Origin of the sequence: Guyparkeria sp. SB14A (assembly GCF_005096345.1) — a bacterium.
GTDB lineage: Bacteria > Pseudomonadota > Gammaproteobacteria > Halothiobacillales > Halothiobacillaceae > Guyparkeria > Guyparkeria hydrothermalis.
On record NZ_SWAW01000018.1, the window covers coordinates 14,042 to 30,757 of the forward strand.

Annotated in this window: 12 protein-coding genes and 1 pseudogene; 3 read left to right on the forward strand and 10 right to left on the reverse strand. The window is 69.4% G+C overall.

Annotated features, from left to right (window positions below):
• Positions 1 to 442 precede the first annotated feature (442 nt).
• Entirely contained in the window at positions 443 to 1,081 is a 639-nt protein-coding gene (yihA, locus tag FAZ79_RS08005; protein ID WP_136867454.1) for a ribosome biogenesis GTP-binding protein YihA/YsxC, read from the forward strand.
• A gap of 11 nt (positions 1,082 to 1,092) precedes the next feature.
• On the opposite strand, the gene FAZ79_RS08010 is transcribed toward yihA, so the two are convergent.
• The 4 genes from FAZ79_RS08010 to FAZ79_RS08025 form a co-directional block, all read right to left on the reverse strand.
• Positions 1,093 to 1,827, reverse strand: coding sequence for an endonuclease/exonuclease/phosphatase family protein (locus FAZ79_RS08010; RefSeq protein WP_136867455.1), 735 nt, complete (start codon positions 1,825 to 1,827; stop codon positions 1,093 to 1,095).
• Entirely contained in the window at positions 1,824 to 3,968 is a 2,145-nt protein-coding gene (locus FAZ79_RS08015; RefSeq protein WP_136867456.1) for a VTT domain-containing protein, read from the reverse strand. Before FAZ79_RS08015 ends, FAZ79_RS08010 begins: the two co-directional genes overlap by 4 nt.
• A gap of 95 nt (positions 3,969 to 4,063) precedes the next feature.
• Positions 4,064 to 4,684 carry a DUF6064 family protein gene (locus FAZ79_RS08020; protein WP_136867457.1) on the reverse strand — a complete coding sequence of 207 codons (621 nt, stop codon included), beginning with the start codon at positions 4,682 to 4,684 and terminating at the stop codon, positions 4,064 to 4,066.
• Between the two features lie 7 nt (positions 4,685 to 4,691).
• Positions 4,692 to 5,645, reverse strand: a complete 954-nt coding sequence (locus tag FAZ79_RS08025; RefSeq protein WP_136867458.1) for an aldo/keto reductase — start codon at positions 5,643 to 5,645, stop codon at positions 4,692 to 4,694.
• A gap of 338 nt (positions 5,646 to 5,983) precedes the next feature.
• Between FAZ79_RS08025 and FAZ79_RS08030 the strand changes: the two genes are divergently transcribed.
• Positions 5,984 to 8,629, forward strand: coding sequence for a diguanylate cyclase (locus FAZ79_RS08030; protein ID WP_136867459.1), 2,646 nt, complete (start codon positions 5,984 to 5,986; stop codon positions 8,627 to 8,629).
• Here the strand turns inward: FAZ79_RS08030 and FAZ79_RS08035 are convergent.
• The 6 genes and pseudogenes from FAZ79_RS08035 to FAZ79_RS08060 form a co-directional block, all read right to left on the reverse strand.
• Entirely contained in the window at positions 8,604 to 9,530 is a 927-nt protein-coding gene (locus FAZ79_RS08035; RefSeq protein ID WP_136867460.1) for a LysR family transcriptional regulator, read from the reverse strand. The two genes, FAZ79_RS08030 and FAZ79_RS08035, sit on opposite strands and share 26 nt — an antisense overlap.
• 84 nt (positions 9,531 to 9,614) lie before the next feature.
• Positions 9,615 to 10,979: a glutathione-disulfide reductase gene (gene gorA, locus FAZ79_RS08040; RefSeq protein WP_136867461.1), complete on the reverse strand. Its 1,365-nt coding sequence runs from the start codon at positions 10,977 to 10,979 to the stop codon at positions 9,615 to 9,617.
• Positions 10,980 to 11,148: 169 nt separating this feature from the next.
• The gene (locus tag FAZ79_RS08045) at positions 11,149 to 11,889 is read right to left on the reverse strand and encodes a glutathione peroxidase (protein ID WP_136867462.1); all 741 of its coding nucleotides are present in this window, start codon (positions 11,887 to 11,889) and stop codon (positions 11,149 to 11,151) included.
• Positions 11,890 to 12,208: 319 nt separating this feature from the next.
• A complete protein-coding gene (gene lysA / locus FAZ79_RS08050) occupies positions 12,209 to 13,498 on the reverse strand; it encodes a diaminopimelate decarboxylase (RefSeq protein ID WP_269321145.1) in 1,290 nt (429 codons plus the stop codon).
• A gap of 62 nt (positions 13,499 to 13,560) precedes the next feature.
• A pseudogene (locus FAZ79_RS11720) lies at positions 13,561 to 13,662 on the reverse strand (lipoprotein); the annotation flags it as partial.
• 111 nt (positions 13,663 to 13,773) lie between these two features.
• Positions 13,774 to 15,105, reverse strand: coding sequence for an RsmB/NOP family class I SAM-dependent RNA methyltransferase (locus FAZ79_RS08060; protein ID WP_136867464.1), 1,332 nt, complete (start codon positions 15,103 to 15,105; stop codon positions 13,774 to 13,776).
• A gap of 243 nt (positions 15,106 to 15,348) precedes the next feature.
• Between FAZ79_RS08060 and FAZ79_RS08065 the strand changes: the two genes are divergently transcribed.
• Positions 15,349 to 16,191, forward strand: coding sequence for an alpha/beta fold hydrolase (locus FAZ79_RS08065; protein WP_136867465.1), 843 nt, complete (start codon positions 15,349 to 15,351; stop codon positions 16,189 to 16,191).
• Positions 16,192 to 16,716: the final 525 nt, after the last annotated feature.

Consider the following 16,716-nt stretch of genomic DNA (forward strand, 5'->3'; position numbering starts at 1 on the left):
ATTGGCTCGAAGCCCCATCAAAACGACCCGTAATCAAACCGCATAAGTCACTCGCTTGCAACCTTGCGGCGTGGCAGGATGCCTGGGGAAGGTCTGCACGGCTACCAACGCCTCTGCGGGTCGCCAGACGTCCAGCTGCTAGGCGCAGTGCGCCGCCCAATGGCCGTCGTCATTGGCAAGCGCTGCAACGCCGCAGATGGGCGTCTGGCGTCCCGCCCTGCGGGGCTTGTTGGTGTGCCCGCCCTCGGTGTTGCCGATTCTCGCCGGGCAACGAGCCCGCCTTTGAATCGGAGCCTTCCGGCGCCTTGATGGCGAACACGCCGGCAAGCCAGAGGGATTGGTAGCCGTGCAGGCCTTCCCCAATGGGAAAACACGGGCTTGGGTCCGTGGCGCCCTCCCCCTTCCGCTTCACTCTCCTTACTGCAACGCCGGGTTGATCCGCATGACCAACGACGCCACTCGACACCAACGCCGCCTGTTCGATGCCGCCACCTTCATCAAGAGCGCCCCGCGCCTGGCCGACATCGGCGAGGACATCGGCGCCGAGGTCGCCTTCGCCGGACGCTCGAATGCCGGCAAGTCCACCGCGCTCAATGCGCTGGTCGGCCAGAAGGCGCTGGCGCGCACCTCGCGCACGCCGGGACGCACCCAGATGATCAACCTGTTCGGCCTGGGCGGCGAGACGGAGGGCGCGCGCCGCCGGCTGGTCGATCTGCCCGGTTACGGCTTTGCCAAGGTGCCCGAGCGGGTGCGCCGTGCCTGGGGCGAGGCGATGGCGCAGTACTTCGCCGAGCGCCAGTCGCTGGTGGGCGTGGTGGTGATCATGGACATCCGCCATCCGCTCAAGGCGCTCGACCAGCAGATGATCGACTACGCGGTCGCGCGCGGCCTGCCGGTGCTGGCCCTGCTGACCAAGGCCGACAAGCTCAGCTTCGGCCAGGCCAAGCAGACCGTCGCGCGGCTGGCCCGCGAGCACCCCCTGCCCGATGGCGAGTGGATGGCCTTCTCCGGCACCAAGGGCACGCACGTGCGCGAGGTGCGCGACGTGATCAGCGCCTGGCTCGACCGGGCGCCGGACTGACGCAGGCGGACTCAGCGCGTCTCGAGCGCCAGGTCGGCGACCAGCGGCAGGTGGTCGGAGATGCGCGGCACGATCGGATCGCGGATCGCCTTGAGTGACCGGGCGTGCAGCGGCCCGCGAATCCATATCTGATCGAGCGGCAGCAGCGGCCGTCCCGCGGGGAAGGTGCGTCGTGCCGGCAGCCGGGTCAGCTCACGATGCAGCACCCGCAGGCTGCGCGCCCGCGGTAGCCACTCGTTGAAATCACCGGCCACCAGCAACGGCTCGCTGCCGGGCAGTTGGACCAGCGCGTCGGCCAGGCGCCGGCCCTGTTCGCGCCGCTCTACCAGGCTCAGGCCGAGGTGCACCGCCCAGCAATGCAGTTCGCCTTCCGGCAGGTCGATACGCGCCCGCAGCGCCTGGCGGGGTTCGCGGTTGACGTGCGAGAGCTCCAGCGGGTCGTCGGGGTGGATCGGCCAGCGCGAGGCGATCAGGTTGCCGAACCCGGTCACTTCGCCGGGGCGGTGCAGGCAGCCGCGCTCGTGGGTCGGGGCGAACAGCCAGTGCGGCAGGATGGGCGCAAGCGCCCGCAGCAGCCGGTCGTCGGCCGGGTCGGCGGCGAGGTTGGCCTCCTGCAACGCCACCACGTCCGGGTCGAGCAGGCGCAGCACCCGCGCGGTGCGTTCCGGGGTGTAGCGGCCGCGATGGTCGATGCAGCTGTGGATGTTCCACGTGACGAATCGCAGCCGACGTCCACCGTGCGTCATGATCCCCCCGAGGCCTGCTCCCGCAGGGCCAGCCAGCGAGACAGCCCCCAGCCGATGCCGATGAACGCCGCGGTGATCAGTGCCAGCAGGCCGATGGTCGTCGCCGAGGGCTCGAGCAGGGTGCGCAGGAGCTGGTCGGAGAAGATCGTCAGCGCGATCGTGCCCGGCGCGAGGCCGGCGAGGCTGCCGATGAGGAAGTCGCGGAAGCGGATGTGGGTGGCGCCGGCGACCAGGTTGACCACGGCGAAGGGGGCGAGCGGGACCAGTCGCAGCGAGAACACGGTCAGGATGCCGCGTCGGGCGAGTCGTCGCGAGAGCCGGTCGAGGCGCCTGCCTGCCAGCCGGCGCAGGGCCTCGGCGCCGAGAAACTGACCACCGAGAAACCCGGTCAGCGCGGCCGTCACCAGGGCGCCGTAGGCCAGCCCGAACCCGGCCCAGGCGCCGAAGAGCAACCCGGCGACCACCACCACCGGCGTGGCCGGCACCCCCAGCAGGAGCCCGACCACCGCCAGGCCCAGGAAGGCCCAGGCGCCGCCGGCCGCGTCGCGCAGTGCGGTCAGCCGGTCGAGCAGTTCCCCCGGGGCCAGCGCCTCGCCCAGCGGCGTGAACTTGAGCAGGCCGGCGATCACCACGAACAGCGCGATCAACAGGGCAAAGCCCGCGGCCTTGCGCCGCACGGGGCGGCGCGCCTTCTTCTCGATGAACATGTCGATCAGTTCCTCCGGCGGGCGGGCGCGTTCGGGGTCGATCACCGCCGCGTCGGGCACCTGGCGGTCGATGGCCGGGTCGAGCGTGATGGTCAGCGGCTCGAGCCAGCGCTCGGTCCCGGGGTGGTTGAGGGCATCGATGGCCGCGCTCACCGAGCCGTGTTCGCCCTCGGCCGCGGCGACCGCCGCCGGTGTGCAGCCCAGGTGCTCGGCGAGCAGGTCGCGACGCATGGCGGCGATGGCCGCGCGGCTTGCCTCGTCGTCGCCGAGCACGGAGAGATTCAATTCGCTGTCGAAGCCCATCGAGCGATTCGAGGTGTTGGCCGAGCCGAGGTTGATCTCGCGGTCGTCGCCGATCACGAGCTTGGAGTGCAGGCTGACCATGTCCGGCTCCAGCCCGGCCACCGCCGGGTAATAGAGCCGCAGCCGGCCGTGCCGGTCGGCCTCGCGCAGGCGCTCGACCAGGCGGGCGCGCAGCACGTCCATGGTCAGCCGTTCGAGCCAGCCGTCCTTTTCCCTCGGGAGCAGCAGGATGACCTCCGGGCCGTGCGCGTCCTCGAGTCGTTCGATCAGCGCCTCGCCGATGCGGTGGCTGGTGAAGTACTGGTTCTCGATATAGAGGCAGTGGCGGGCCTCGCCGATCAGTCGGCACAGCCGGGTCTCAATCTCGCGCACCTCCGACTGGTCGCGCCAGGCCGGCAAGGTGCGCGCGATGCCCACCCGGGCGTCGTCGAGAGCGACGGCGACGTGCTCGGCCGGCCACGGGGCGGGCGGGTCGACGGGCCCGGGTGGATCCAGCCGTTCGCCGGTGGCCCGGTGCCAGCGCTCGCGTGCGAGATCGCCCAGGTCGCGGCAGATCGGCCCGGTGACCGCGAAGGCCAGGTCATGGAAGGGGGGGAACGGCTTGCCGTCCGGGTCGCGCCGCAGCGGCTCGTCGGCGGCGTGGGCGCGACGGTCCCAGCGCCACTTGGACGGGTCGAAGCCGCCCACCAGGGCGGCCCGGTCGTCGATCACCAGCATCTTCTGGTGGTGCGAGGCCCCCATGGGGTGTTCGCCGTCGTACTGCACCTTCAGGCGCGGGTGGCGGGCCATCGGGCGCGAGAACAGCGGCAGCCACTCGCGCTCGAAGGCGTAGATCATGGCGAAGTCCCAGGGCAGCAGGTGGATGGTCAGCCCCGGGTTCTGCTCGAGTGCGCGGTGCAGCACGGCGGTCAGGTGGCAGGGCGCCCGGCCGGCCTCGCAGGGGCGATGCATCTCGACCCGGCTGTCGACGTCCCAGCAGAGGATCACCGCCTGCTGGCGGGCCGCTCCCAGCATCTCGGCGAACGCCGGGAACCAGTGCTCGCCGTCGACGACCAGCCCGAGCCGGTCGGCACGATTGAGGCGCCAGAAACCCTCGGGGGTGGTCTCGTCGTTGCCGGTGGTCATCGTCATGCGGGCGTTCGTGCCTCCGTTGTGGGTGGCCAGGGGGGCGTCGTGCGTCGATCGTAGTGCACCTGGCCGGGCTCGCGTGGCGGGCGCCGCGATCGTCAGGCGCTCAGCAGGGCCCACCAGGTCAGCGCCGAGATCGCGAGCCAGATTGCCGGGGGTGTCAGCAACAGGCCGCGCAGCAGCACTCCGCGACGCCGTGGCAGCCGGGCCATCAACAGCAGGCCGATGGTGGTAATGGCCGTGGGATCGGGTGCGATGGCGACAAGTTCCGTGCCTGCCGGCGCCCGTCCGGCCACGAGCCAGGCGAACGGGTGGAGCAGCAGGCCCCAGAGTGCCAGCCCCAGCCCCAGCCAGTGGCGGGTTCGGGGTGGTGCCGGTGGCTCGAGCGCGAGGCCCGGGCCGGGCCAGGCCAGGAGCAGCAGGGCGGCCGCCTGGATGACGAACAGGCCGGCGAACCAGGGCGCGGCCAGGTTGATCTCCGCGTACAGCCCGAAAAACCGCCAGGCCACCCAGCCCCAGGCGGCGGCCAGCAGCGCGGCGGCCACCCGGTGGGCGGCCTCGTGGCGCGAGGCGGCCAGCGAAAGCATCGCCAGGACAAGTCCCGCCAGCAGCCAGTGGCCCGGCCAGATCGCCTCGTTGAGTCGTTCGAACAGCCGCGCGTAGCTGCCCGGCGAGAACATCAGCAGGTCGGTCGGGCGGTAACTGAGCCAGGTGTCCATCGGTGCGTTACCGCGCCCGCAGGTGCTCGGCCATGCGGCGGCGCAATCGTTCGTCGGGCAGCGGGCCGCGCAGGGCGGTCATGTTCTCGCGCATGTGCTCTACCCGGCTGGTGGCGGGGATCGCGCAGGTCACTGCGGGGTGGGCGATCAGGAACTTGAGCAGGAAGTCGGCCCAGTTCGTCAGCCCGGCCTCGAGCGCCCAATCGGGAAACGGGTGGCGCTTGACCCGATCGATCAGCCGGCCGCCCTGGAAGGGGCGGTTGGCGATGAAGGCAATACCCCGCTCCCCGGCCAATGGCAGCAGGCGCTCTTCGGCCTCGCGGTTGGCCAGGCTGTAGCTGGCCTGGACGAAGTCGATCGGCCACTCGCGCATGATCCGCTCGATCTCGGCGTGCCGACGGCCATGCGAGGTGGTGATGCCGACGAAGCGCAGGCGGCCTTGCTCGCGCATGTCGAGCAGGTGCTCCAGGTGCGGCTCCCAGGCGACCAGGTTGTGCACCTGCATCAGGTCCATGCGCGCGAGTCCCCAGCGGCGCTCCGATTGCGCGACCTGCTCGGCGGTGGCGTCCCCGTCCGGCGTCCAGACCTTGGAGGCGGCGAACACGGGCGGATTGCCGCCGATCTCGGCCAGTGCGTGGCCGACCACCGCCTCGGACGAGCCGTACATGGGCGAGGAGTCGACCAGCTCGCCGCCGGCGTCGAGAAAGGCGCGCAGCACCTCGGTGCGCTGCGTCCGGGCCTCGGGGTCCGAGCCGACGTTGAAGGTGATCCAGGTGCCCATGCCGATCGCGGGCAGATCCTGACCATCCGGCAGCGGACGGGTGATGCACTCTCCATCGAGTGGCTCGGCGCCGAGGGAGGCGGGCGCCCAGCCGGAGCCCAGCGCGGCCCCGAGGGTGCCGCCCAGGCCGGCGGCGGCCAGTTGCAGCGCGCGGCGTCGCGACAGGTCGGTCTCCGCCATGGCCGTGCCTCCGTGGAAGGGAAAGACTGGGTTGACCATAGTCGTCGCGACCCGGAGAGGCCAGCCATTTTGGTTCGATTTCGACGATCTCCGCGCGGCGCGTTGTCGGGCAAAAGCTGGGCGTGGTTCGGTTATTGAAAACAGAATATTCAAACATTTGATAACGCTGATTTTTATTCTGATTTCAGTCGCCGCTTTGACGACGTTATGCTGGCGTGCCAATAATGACCACACGGGGTTTGTGGTCTTGTGGTCGCGAGCCAGGACGCGGCCCAGGGACGACTTGATAACAGCCGAGCGGGTTGGCGGCTTTCTGGACCAGGGAAGGGAAAGGGCCGATGGAAAACGCGACGGAATCACCGCGGGGCAAGCCGGCCGGTCCGATCGGGCGCGTGTTCGGCTGGTTGCGCTCGCTGCGCGCGCTGATGCTGATCGTCGCGCTGGTCGTTTCGGTGCTGGTGACCGCGGCGGTCTACCTGGTCACCGAATCGGTCTTCACCCAGGCGGTGCAGCGCGCCTCGGTGCAGAACGCCCGCGTGTTGGCCGACGGCACCTTCAACGCCATGTACCAGATCATGCGCCAGGGCTGGACGCGTGATCAGCTCAACGAGTTCCTCGATTCTCTCAACCAGCGCGCCGACCCCGGCGCGGTGATCAACGTCTATCGCGGCTCGCGGGTCAACGAGCTGTTCGGTCGCCTCGAGCAGCCCGCCCCCGACCCCACCGCCATGGCCGCCTTCGAGACGCGCCGGACCCACGTCGAGGCCGGCGACCAGATGGTGCGCTACGACCGCCCGTTGGTCGCCAACGCCGAGTGCCTGCAGTGCCACGTCAATGCCGATGCCGGCCACGTGCTCGGCGTGCTCTCGATTCGCCAGCCGATCGGTCCGATGATCGAGCAGGCGCACGACGAGCTGGTCGACCGGCTGATGCTGATCGTGCCGGCGCCGCTGCTGGCCGCCCTGCTGATCGCGGGGCTGCTGAGCTGGCGGCTGGGGCGCTCGGTCAAGCGGCTCAATCGCTCGGTCGAGCAGGTCAACCGGGTCGAGGACCTGGCCGCCCTGCGCTTTGCCGGTGCCTCGACCGGGTTCACCGAGTTCGACGAGGTGCTCTCGCGGGTCGACGCGCTGACCGACAAGGTCCGCCACGTGGCGATCGACCGCAACCTGCTCGAGTTCGAGATCGGCCTGCTCGAGCACTTCGTGATCACCTCCGACGTGGTGCGCGACTGGCGCCGCTACGTGCGCGACCTGCTCGAGGAGATCAACCGGCAGTTCAGCGTCCACGGCGTGTTCACCGCCTTTTCGATCGCCGATCGGCCCATCGGCGTGGACGTGTTCTGGCACGGCCCGGTCGACGAGGTAGTCGCCGCGCGGCTCGACCAGGAGATCAGCCGACAGGTGGGCGAGGGCCTGGGAGATGGCCTGGGGGGTCAGACCCACGAGGTCACCCCGCGCCAGCACCCCGGCAAGGACGGGGTGCCGGTGACCGATGCCGGTCGCCTCGACCTGCACACCAAGATCCTGTCGATGGACCTGCCGCCAATGCGGGGCATGGTCGGGCTGATCGTGCCGATGGGCGAGGCGCGCGTGCCGGTGAAGAAGCTGGTGATCGAGTCGATCCTCTCCACCCTGATCAACGTGGTCGGTTCGGTGCGCGCGATCGAACGCCACACCGAGGACCTCGAGTACTTCGCCACCCGCGACCCGCTCACCCGTCTGTACAACCAGCGCATGTTCTGGTCGCTGCTCGACTACGAGATCGGCCGCGCCCGGCGCCACGAGTACCGTTTCGGCCTGATGGTGATCGACCTCGACGACTTCAAGCGGGTCAATGATCGCTACGGTCACGGCTTCGGCGACGACTACCTGCGCCGCGTCGCCGACCTGCTCGCCGACGGCCTGCGCGACGGTGACATCGTTGCCCGGTACGGCGGCGACGAGTTCGTCGCGATCCTGCCGGACGCCGACGACGACATCGCCGACCAGGTGGCCGGCCGCCTGCTCGCCCGCGCGCAGCAGACGGTGATCGCCGCACCGGACGGCGAGTCGTTGCGGCTGTCGCTGTCGATCGGCCTGGCCGTGGGGCCGGTGGACGCGGCCGACCCGGCCTCGGCGCAGGCGCTGTTCTCGTTGGCGGACCAGGCGATGTACCGCGCCAAAGCCGCCGGCAAGAACCGGCTGGCGGTGGCCAATCGCGACGAGGTGCGGGCCGTCGAGCAGGTCGAGGGCGCCTCGGCGGAAGCGATCACCGCGATCGATCCGGACACGGTGTCGGTGGTCTACCAGTCGATCCGGCAGGCGAATGGCGAGGTGATCGGCGCCGAGGTGTTCGCCCGTGCCCGCGTCGGCGAGCGGTTGGTGCCGGCCGCCGACTTCGTGCGTGCGCTGGGGCGTGACCAGTTGATCGATCGCGTCGACCGGCAGGTGGTCGAACGCGTGCTGGGCGATCCGGCGATCCGCGGTTTCGCCGGCCGACTGTTCTTCAATATCGCCCCCACCAGCCTGATGGAGGCGCGGTTCGTCGACTTCCTGCTGACCGCGGTCGAGCGCTCGACGCTGGCCCCCGGGCAGGTGGTGGTCGAGATCAGCGAGAGCCCGCTGGCCGGCGAGATCGGCGCGCTGGCCGGGCCGCTGGGCGATCTGCGGGCCGCCGGACTGCGTCTGGCGATCGACCATGCCGGCTCCGGGCGCGAGACGCTCAGTTACCTGCGCCGGTTCGAGGTCGACTACGTCAAGATCGAGGCCGACTGGCTGTGCGATCGCAAGGTCAGTCGCCGTGACCGGGCCTTCATCGACGGGCTACTCACCATCGCCGAGACCCTGGGGGTGACCGTGATCGCCCACAACGTCGAGACCGACGCCCAGGTGGAATTGATCCGCGGGTTGGCGATCGATCTCATGCAGGGCTATCGCTTCGCCCGCGAAAGCAGCACCCCGCCCGTCGTGCCGGCGACGGTCAGCGACCGGGGCGGGCCAGCGTGATGTCGCCGAGCCGCTCGCCGGCCTGTTCGCGCGCCAGTCGCAGGAAGGCGTCCAGGTAGGCCAGCCGGTGTTCGTCACGGCGCACCGCCAGGTGCATGGTCGCGGTCAGGCCATCGCCCAGCGGCCGGGCGGTGACGGTGCCCCGGGTGAGCTCCTCGCTGATGGCCCACTTGGGCAGGGCGGCCACGCCGTGACCGCTGGCGACCCACTGGGCGATCATCGCGGTGAGCTCCGATCGGCGTGATCCGGCCGGCTCGACCCCGGCGGGATCGAGAAAGCGGCGATAGATGTCGAGTCGATCGCGCTCGACCGGGTAGCCGATCACGGTCTGGTCGGCAAGCATCTCCGGGGTGATGCGTGTCTCGGCGGCCAGGGGATGGCCGGGGGCGAGCACCAGCACCACCGGGTAATGGAACAAGGGCTCGAAGTGCAGCTCCGGGTCGTCGACCGGATCGGAGCTGATCACGCCGTCGAGCTGACCGCGGCGCAGGGCGTCGATGGCATCGAAGCTGAACGACATCGACAGGTCGGTCTCGATCGAGGGCCACTGCGCGCGGTAGTGCTCGAGGGTCGGGATCAGCCAGGTGAAGCAGGAGTGGCACTCCAGTGCCAGGAACAGCCGCCCGGTCGCCCCGCCGGCGATCTGGCGCAGGTCGCGGTCGAGCCGATCCACCTCGGGCAGCACGGTGTCCGCCGCGGCCAGCAGCCGTCGCCCGGCCTCGGTCAGTCGCATCGGGCGCGAGCTGCGCGAGAACAGCGGCGTCTCGTAGTACGACTCCAGCGCACGGATCTGGTGCGACAGGGCCGACTGCGTCAGATGCAGTCGGTCGGCCGCCGCCGCCAGCGAGCCGGTCTGCTCGATCGCGCGGATGGTCTTGAGGTGGCGCAGTTCCAGGAACATGGGTGTTGCCTTCGCTCAAAAAAATTGGCCGACCGGGTTGTCCCGCGCCGGCCAATGGGGTTGCGTGGCGAGTGGCTGTCGCGGTCAGTCCCGCGGGGTCTTCAGGGTCACCAGCTCCTCGGCCGAAGTCGGGTGCAGGGCGACGGTGTCGTCGAACTGGCCCTTGGTCAGGCCAGCCTTCACCGCGACGGCGAAGCCCTGCAGCATCTCGTCGGCGCCGTCGCCGACGATGTGCAGGCCGGCGACGCGCTCTTCCTTGCCGACGCAGACGAGCTTCATCGCCGTCTTGAAGCCGTGCGAGGAGAGCGCGTAGCGCATCGGCGTGAAGGTGGTCTCGTAGACCGTCACCAGCTTCTTCCCAAAGCGCTCGACCGCCTGCGGCTCGGTCAGGCCGACGGTGCCCAGTGCCGGGTGGGCAAAGACCACCGTCGGGATGGTCTCGTACTCGAGGTGCGCGTCGTTCTGGCCGTCGAACAGGCGATCGGACAGGCGGCGACCCGCGGCGATGGCCACCGGCGTGAGCGGGTACTTGCCGATGATGTCGCCGATCGCGTAGATGCCGGGAACATTCGTGTTCTGGTAGGCATCGACCGGGATCATGCCGTTTTTCTCCACCTCAACGCCGGCCTTGTCCAGCCCGATGTCGTCGGTGTTCGGCTTGCGGCCGACCGCCCAGATCACCTGGTCGAACGGGCCGAGTGTCTCGCCGTCCGCACCGTGGATGATCGTGCCCTCGTCGGTCTTCTCCAGCTTCGAGACCTTGTACGGCAGGTGGGTCTTGATGCCCATCTGGTGCAGGTTCTCGGTGGCCGTCTCGCGGATCAGCGGATCGAACGGCGCAAGCACCGTGTCGAGCATGTCGAGCAGGGTCACCTCGCTACCCAGTGAGCGCAGCACGCCGGCGAGCTCCACGCCGATGTAGCCGCCGCCGATCACGGCGGTGCACTCGGGCAGTTCGTCGAGCTCGAAGAAGCCGTCGGAGGTGATGCCGTGCTCGGCCCCCGGTACCGGCGGCACCAGCGGGCGGCCCCCGGTGGAGATCACGATGTGGTCGGCGGTGTAGGTGGTGCCGTCGACATCCACCTTGTTGTCGCCGGCCAGACGGCCGTAGCCCTCGAGCACCTCGAGGTCGAGGTCCTTGGCGTAACCGTTCCAGAAGTTCGTGATGCCGGCGATGAACTCGCGGCGCTTTTTGGTCAGCGTGCCGAAGTCCACCGTGCCCGGGGCCTCGGGGAAGCCCCAGTCGACGGCGTCGGCCCGATCGTGGGCGAGGTTGGCGGCGTACCACATGACCTTCTTCGGCACGCAGCCGACGTTGACGCAGGTGCCACCGAGCGCGGTGGGCTCGACCACGGCGACGCGCTTGCCGTGCTGGGACGCGCGTTCGGCGACCGCGAGGCCGCCGGAGCCGCCGCCGAGGACGATCATGTCGAAATGCTTGCCACTCATGGATGCCTCCAGAAAGGGATATCGAATAAGGGGGCGGGCGTCGTGCCCCTCGTGGTGTCAATGCGGCTTTCGGCTGCCGGGCCATCACCGGGTCATCGTGGTGAGGGCGGGGCAGTCGAAAGCCGACCCGGGTTGCCCGGGCCGGAGTTGGCGTCGGCCTGAACGGCGATCAGTAGCCGTTCTGCTTCAGCCAGGTCTCGACTTCCTCGCTGCCGCCGACGTGCTTGCCGTCGATGTAGCACTGCGGCACGGTCTCGGTCTGGGCAACCGCACGCAGGGCGCGCAGGTTCACGTCGTCACCGACGACGATCTCGTCGAACTCCAGTTCCGCGTCGTGCAGCATGCCCTTGGCGCGGGCGCAGAACGGGCAGCCCTTGCGGGTGAACAGCATGATCGAGTGCGGCTTCTTGGCGTTGGGTGCCAGCCAGTCGAGCATGGTGTCGGCGTCGGAGACCTCGTAGGGGTCGCCCGGCTTCTCCGGCTCGATGAACATCTTCTCGACCGTGCCGTCCTTGACCAGCATGGAGTAGCGCCAGGAGCGCTTGCCGAAGCCCAGGTCGTCCTTGTCGACCAGCATGCCCATGCCCTCGGTGAAGTCACCGTTGCCGTCCGGGATGAAGCGGATGCGGTCGGCGTCCTGGTCCAGGGCCCACTCGTTCATGACGAAGGCATCGTTGACCGAGATGCAGACGATCTCGTCGACGCCGTGCTTCTTGAATACCGGCGCCAGCTCGTTGAAGCGCGGCACGTGGCTCGACGAGCAGGTCGGGGTGAAAGCGCCCGGCAGGGAGAAGACGGCGACGGTCTTGCCCTTGAAGATCTCGTCGGTGGTCACGTTGACCCAGTCGTGGTCCTGGCGGGTGCGGAAGGTGACGTTGGGTACCTTCTGGCCTTCACGATTCTCGAGCATGCAAAGTCTCCTTATATCGGTGAGAGGAAAAACGGGACGAAAGAATCCGACCGGGCCGCGCCGCGAAGGTCGGGCAACCCGGTGCTCGGAAACTCTGGGGTCGAAACCCGCAAATGCAATGCCTCCGGGGCCCCGGCAGTGCCTGGGGAAGGCCCGGGAACATGCCCCGCGGGCATGCTCCGACGGCATTGCTATGAATGGGTTTCAGCTTAGTCGAGGGTTTCGATCAAGGGAAATAGAATTTCCCGATCTTTTTGATAGCGGTTGGCTATCAAAAAGACGGTAACCAGCGGGGGGTGCCGGGGATCGAGCTGGCAGGTCAGTCGGTGGTGGGCAACTGCTCCAGCGCCCAGAGGGAATCGAGCGGCTCGCGGCGGCGGATCTCGTGGCAGGTACCGCCGTCGACCAGCACCTCGGCCGGGCGGGGTCGGGTGTTGTAGTTCGAGGCCATGGAAAAGCCGTAGGCGCCCGCGCCCAGCACGGCGAGCAGGTCGCCCTCGGCCAGATCCATCGCGCGCTCGTGGCCGAGGAAGTCGCCGGTCTCGCAGATCGGGCCGACGATCTCCCAGGTGCCGGGCTGGCGTTCGCCGGGGGCCTGTCCCGCGGGCACGATCGCCATGTCGCTGCCGTACAGTGCCGGGCGCATCAGGTCGTTCATGGCCGCGTCGACGATGGCGAACGACTTGTGCTCGCCGGGCTTGAGGTACTCGACCCGGGTGAGCAGCGCACCGGCCGGGCCGGCGATGAAACGGCCCGGCTCGATCCAGATGGGCAGCTCGCGGGCCAGCGGGTCGGCGTCGACCACCGAGCGGATCGCCTCGATCCAGTCGGCGGCTGCCGGCGGGGTCTCGTCGGTGTAGCGGATGCCGAGCCCGCCCCCGAGGTCGAGGTGTTCGAGCGTGATGCCGCGCTCGGCCAGGCGGTGGGCGAGCGCCATCACGCGCTCGGCGGCATCGCGGAACGGGCTGACGTCGGTCAGTTGCGAGCCGATGTGGCAGTCGATGCCCGTGACCTCGAGTGCCGGGTGGGCATGGGCCCATTCATAGAGAGGCAGCGCGTCGTCGATGGCGATGCCGAACTTGTTGTCCTTGAGCCCGGTGGAGATGTAGGGGTGGGTGCGGGCATCGACGTCCGGATTGACGCGAAGGGAAATCGGCGCTTTTTGCTGCATTTCGCTAGCGATTTCGGCAATTCGACGCAATTCCGCCTCGGACTCGACGTTCAGGCAGCCGATGCCGGCCTCGAGCGCGCCCTGGATCTCGGCGGCTGACTTGCCCACGCCGGAGAACACCGTTCGGCCGGGGTCGCCGCCGGCGGCCATGACCCGCGCCAGCTCGCCGTAGGAGACGATGTCGAAGCCGGCCCCCAGGCGGGCGAGCACGCTGAGGATGCCGATGTTGCTGTTGGCCTTGACCGCGTAGCAGATGCGGTGGGCACGCTCGCCGAAGGCCTCGCTCAGCGCGCGGTAGGCCGATTCGATCGCCGCACGCGAGTAGACGTAGGTGGGCGAGTTGTAGCGTGCCACGATCTCGCTGGCGTCGACCTGTTCGATCTGCAGGTCGCCGGCGTCGTTGCGGGAGAAGAAGGGGGGCAGGTCGCTCTGGGGCACGGTGGGGCTCCGGGTCAGTCCTGGTTGGTGTTGGTGGTCTCGGCGTCGGCGCGCGCGTCGGTCTCGGCCGACGGCGCGTCGTCCGGGAGGTGGAGCGGGCCTTTCTGGCCACAGCCGGCCAGCAGCGTGGCCAGCAGGAAGCCGGCGCCGAGGTGGCGGGCCAGCGTCGGGATCGATGAGGCGCGTTGCATGCGGACTCCGGGGCCGCTCAGGGCCGTTGTTGCAGCGTGTTCGGGTTGGTTTCGATGGGCTCGATTATGCCTGAACATGCGCCTTCAGGCCGTCGGTTGCTCGTCGGGTGCCTGCACGCAGGCGATAAAAAAGCCGTCGCAACCGTGCCGGTCGGGCCGCAGGCGGATCCATCCGGCGGGCGTCACGGCGTCGTCCGGCAGGCCGTCGAGGGCGGGCCGGGTAGCGTGCCAGCCGGGGTGGCGGGCGAGAAAGTCCTCGACGATGGCCTCGTTCTCCACGGGCCACAGGCTGCAGGTGGCGTACACCAGCCGCCCGCCGGGGCGCGTGGCGTTGGCGGCCTGCTCGAGCAGCCGTCGTTGCGTGTCGGCCAGGCCCGCCCAGTCGATGCGTGCCCAGCGCAATTCCGGGTGGCGGCGCCAGGTGCCCGAGCCGCTGCAGGGGGCGTCGACCAACACCCGGTCGAAGCCGGACAGATCCGCCGGCAGGGGGCGGGTGGCGTCCAGTGCCCGCTGGTCGAGGCGCGTGTCGCCGTGACGTGCGGCGCGCCGGGCCAATCGCTCGAGCCGTTCGGCATGCAGATCGCAGGCGGTCAGCGCCAGATCCCCGCGCGCCTCGTCGAGCAGGCCGAGGCTCTTGCCGCCGGCGCCGGCACACAGATCGAGCACCCGCTCGCCCGGCCGGGCCTCGAGGGCGCGCACCACCCATTGGCTGCCGGCGTCCTGGACCTCGAAGCCACCGGCCTCGAAGGCCGGCAGGCGGGTCAGGCGCGCCGGGCGCCCGAGGCGAAGACCCAGTGGCAAGCCGGCGATGGGGGTCGCCTCGATGTCGGCCTCGGCCAGTTCGCCGATCAGCGCGTCGCGATCCGCGTGGCGCGGGTTGGCGTGCAGGTCCACCGGCGCGCGGGCGTCCAGCGCCCGGGCGAGGGTGTCGGGATCGTCGGGCTGCCAGGCTCGCCATTGGCCGGCGGCGGCTGCCGACAGGTTGAAGCGGACGTCGTCCGGCAATTGGTCGAACGGCTCGGCGGCTCGTGCGGCGAGCCGGGTGGTCGTCTCGGCCGCCAGTCCGGCTGCCTCGGCGAGTACCGGGTCGAGGGCGTCGGCCAGCGATAGCGCGGCGGCGAGTCGGGCGGCCATGCTCGGCGCGTCGTCATCGAGTAGCCAGTCGAGCACCCGCCGCTGGCGCAGCACGAACAGGGTCAGCTCGCGGACCCGTTCGCGATCGCGTCGCCCCATCTTGCGCCGGGCGGCCAGCTCGCGCTGCAGGCTGCGGTCGGCCGGCAGTCCCTCCTCGGTAATGCGCTCGAGCAGTTCCGCGGCCAGGTGCAGTTGCGCGGGGAAGGTCCGGCCGCGAGGCAGGTCGGGCCTCGGCCAGTCTCCGCCGGCCGGCGATGGATGGGTCGGGGTGGGGTGGGTCATGGGCTCGGCGGTCGCTTAAGGAAACTCTGCATGATGCGATGGCATCTCTGGCGTGGCGGGTCGTTCGTGATCATGGCGTCGTCGCCGACGTGCCGGTAGTCACGGCAAGACGGTGCCGCACCGGGGGCGGACGCGGCGCGGCACCGGGTCCCTGCGGCCCTTCCCGGCGCGTTTGGTAGTATCTCACGATCTCGCATGCCCCCGATTGGGGGCCGATTTCATTAATAGGACCATGTCATTTCAATGAGCACGCAAGCAACAGAGGCGGCAAAAGGGGCGCCGAACGCGGCGGTCGACCTGCACTTCGAGGAGCGTGGTGGCGGTCTGCCGGTCATCATCATGCACGGCCTGTTCGGTTCGCTGTCCAACTGGCGCGGCATTGCCCAGTCGTTGAGCGCGAACTACCGCGTCATCAACGTCGACCTGCGCAACCACGGCCGGTCGCCCCACGCCCCCGGTCTCTCTTACGAGGCGATGGCCAACGACGTTCTCGCGGTGATGGATCGGCTCGGGGTCGAGCGCGCCCACCTGATCGGCCACTCGCTGGGCGGCAAGCTCGGCATGGTGCTGGCGGACCGTCACCCCGAGCGGGTCGCGCGACTGGCCGTGGTCGATATCGCGCCGAAGTGGTACCCGCCCTGGCACAAGGACGTCTTCGCCGCGCTGGATGCCGTCGACCTCCAGGCGCTCGAGTCGCGTGAGCAGGCGCGCCAGCAGATGGCCGCGCACGTGTTCGAGCCCGAGGTGCGCGCCTTCCTCGCCGCGAATCTCGAGCAGGTCGACGGACAGTGGCGCTGGCGGTTCAATCTGCCCGAGCTCAAGGCCGCCTACGAGCAGACCTCGGACATGCCGGCGCTGTCGGGCTTCTACCTGGGGCCGGCGTTGTTCATTCGCGGTGCCCAGTCGGCCTACATCGAGGCCGGCGACGAGGAGCGTATCGCACGCGATTTCCCGCAGAGCTGCATCGTCACGCTGGAGCGGGCGCGCCACTGGCCGCACATCGAGGACACGGCCGGATTTCTCGACGCCGTCACGCGTTTCTTTGCCCACGGCTGCCAGGATTTCCCGGCGCGCCCCATCGGCTGACGGGGCCCAGTGGGCCGTTTGTAGGAAAATTCCTACAAGAGAAATGGAAAATTCCTACGAAACTTTCGGCGATTTCATCTATTCACCGCGCGTTCCGGGGCGCATCATGCCCCCGTGCTTGGATGCACGGGGCAGGAAGCCCACCCGGCCAGGAGGCCGAGGGATCGTACGGCGGACAGGAGGTCCGCGCAGGATGCACCGGCAGAGGATCTGCCAGACCGGGTGGTCGGGTTCGCCCGACGCGCGCACGGCGCTCTTTTAAGGAAGCGCACCGTAAACAACCGGACCTCGGGATAGAGTCCAGGTTTTTTGCGGGTCGCCAGGAAGGCCGCGGCGCGTTCGGCAAGGATGCCGGGCCCGGTAGACGGATCTAGCCAAGCGCTCAGGACGGGCGCTGCCACGGACGGCAAGGGACGATTCCGCGCAGGATGCGCGCCCGATGCAGGATGGCATCGCCGAAAAAAAGACGGTGGTAGACGCCGGCAACAACAAGCAACCGCAGGAACGGTCAGCGGCGAGACAAGA

Excerpts from the sequence above, each read along its gene's own strand:
- yihA (WP_136867454.1), top strand. The coding sequence starts at position 443 with ATGACCAACGACGCCACTCGACACCAACGCCGCCTGTTCGATGCCGCC.
- FAZ79_RS08010 (WP_136867455.1), bottom strand. The coding sequence starts at position 1,827 with ATGACGCACGGTGGACGTCGGCTGCGATTCGTCACGTGGAACATCCAC.
- FAZ79_RS08015 (WP_136867456.1), bottom strand. The coding sequence starts at position 3,968 with ATGACGATGACCACCGGCAACGACGAGACCACCCCCGAGGGTTTCTGG.
- FAZ79_RS08020 (WP_136867457.1), bottom strand. The coding sequence starts at position 4,684 with ATGGACACCTGGCTCAGTTACCGCCCGACCGACCTGCTGATGTTCTCG.
- FAZ79_RS08025 (WP_136867458.1), bottom strand. The coding sequence starts at position 5,645 with ATGGCGGAGACCGACCTGTCGCGACGCCGCGCGCTGCAACTGGCCGCC.
- FAZ79_RS08030 (WP_136867459.1), top strand. The coding sequence starts at position 5,984 with ATGGAAAACGCGACGGAATCACCGCGGGGCAAGCCGGCCGGTCCGATC.
- FAZ79_RS08035 (WP_136867460.1), bottom strand. The coding sequence starts at position 9,530 with ATGTTCCTGGAACTGCGCCACCTCAAGACCATCCGCGCGATCGAGCAG.
- gorA (WP_136867461.1), bottom strand. The coding sequence starts at position 10,979 with ATGAGTGGCAAGCATTTCGACATGATCGTCCTCGGCGGCGGCTCCGGC.
- FAZ79_RS08045 (WP_136867462.1), bottom strand. The coding sequence starts at position 11,889 with ATGCTCGAGAATCGTGAAGGCCAGAAGGTACCCAACGTCACCTTCCGC.
- FAZ79_RS08060 (WP_136867464.1), bottom strand. The coding sequence starts at position 15,105 with ATGACCCACCCCACCCCGACCCATCCATCGCCGGCCGGCGGAGACTGG.
- FAZ79_RS08065 (WP_136867465.1), top strand. The coding sequence starts at position 15,349 with ATGAGCACGCAAGCAACAGAGGCGGCAAAAGGGGCGCCGAACGCGGCG.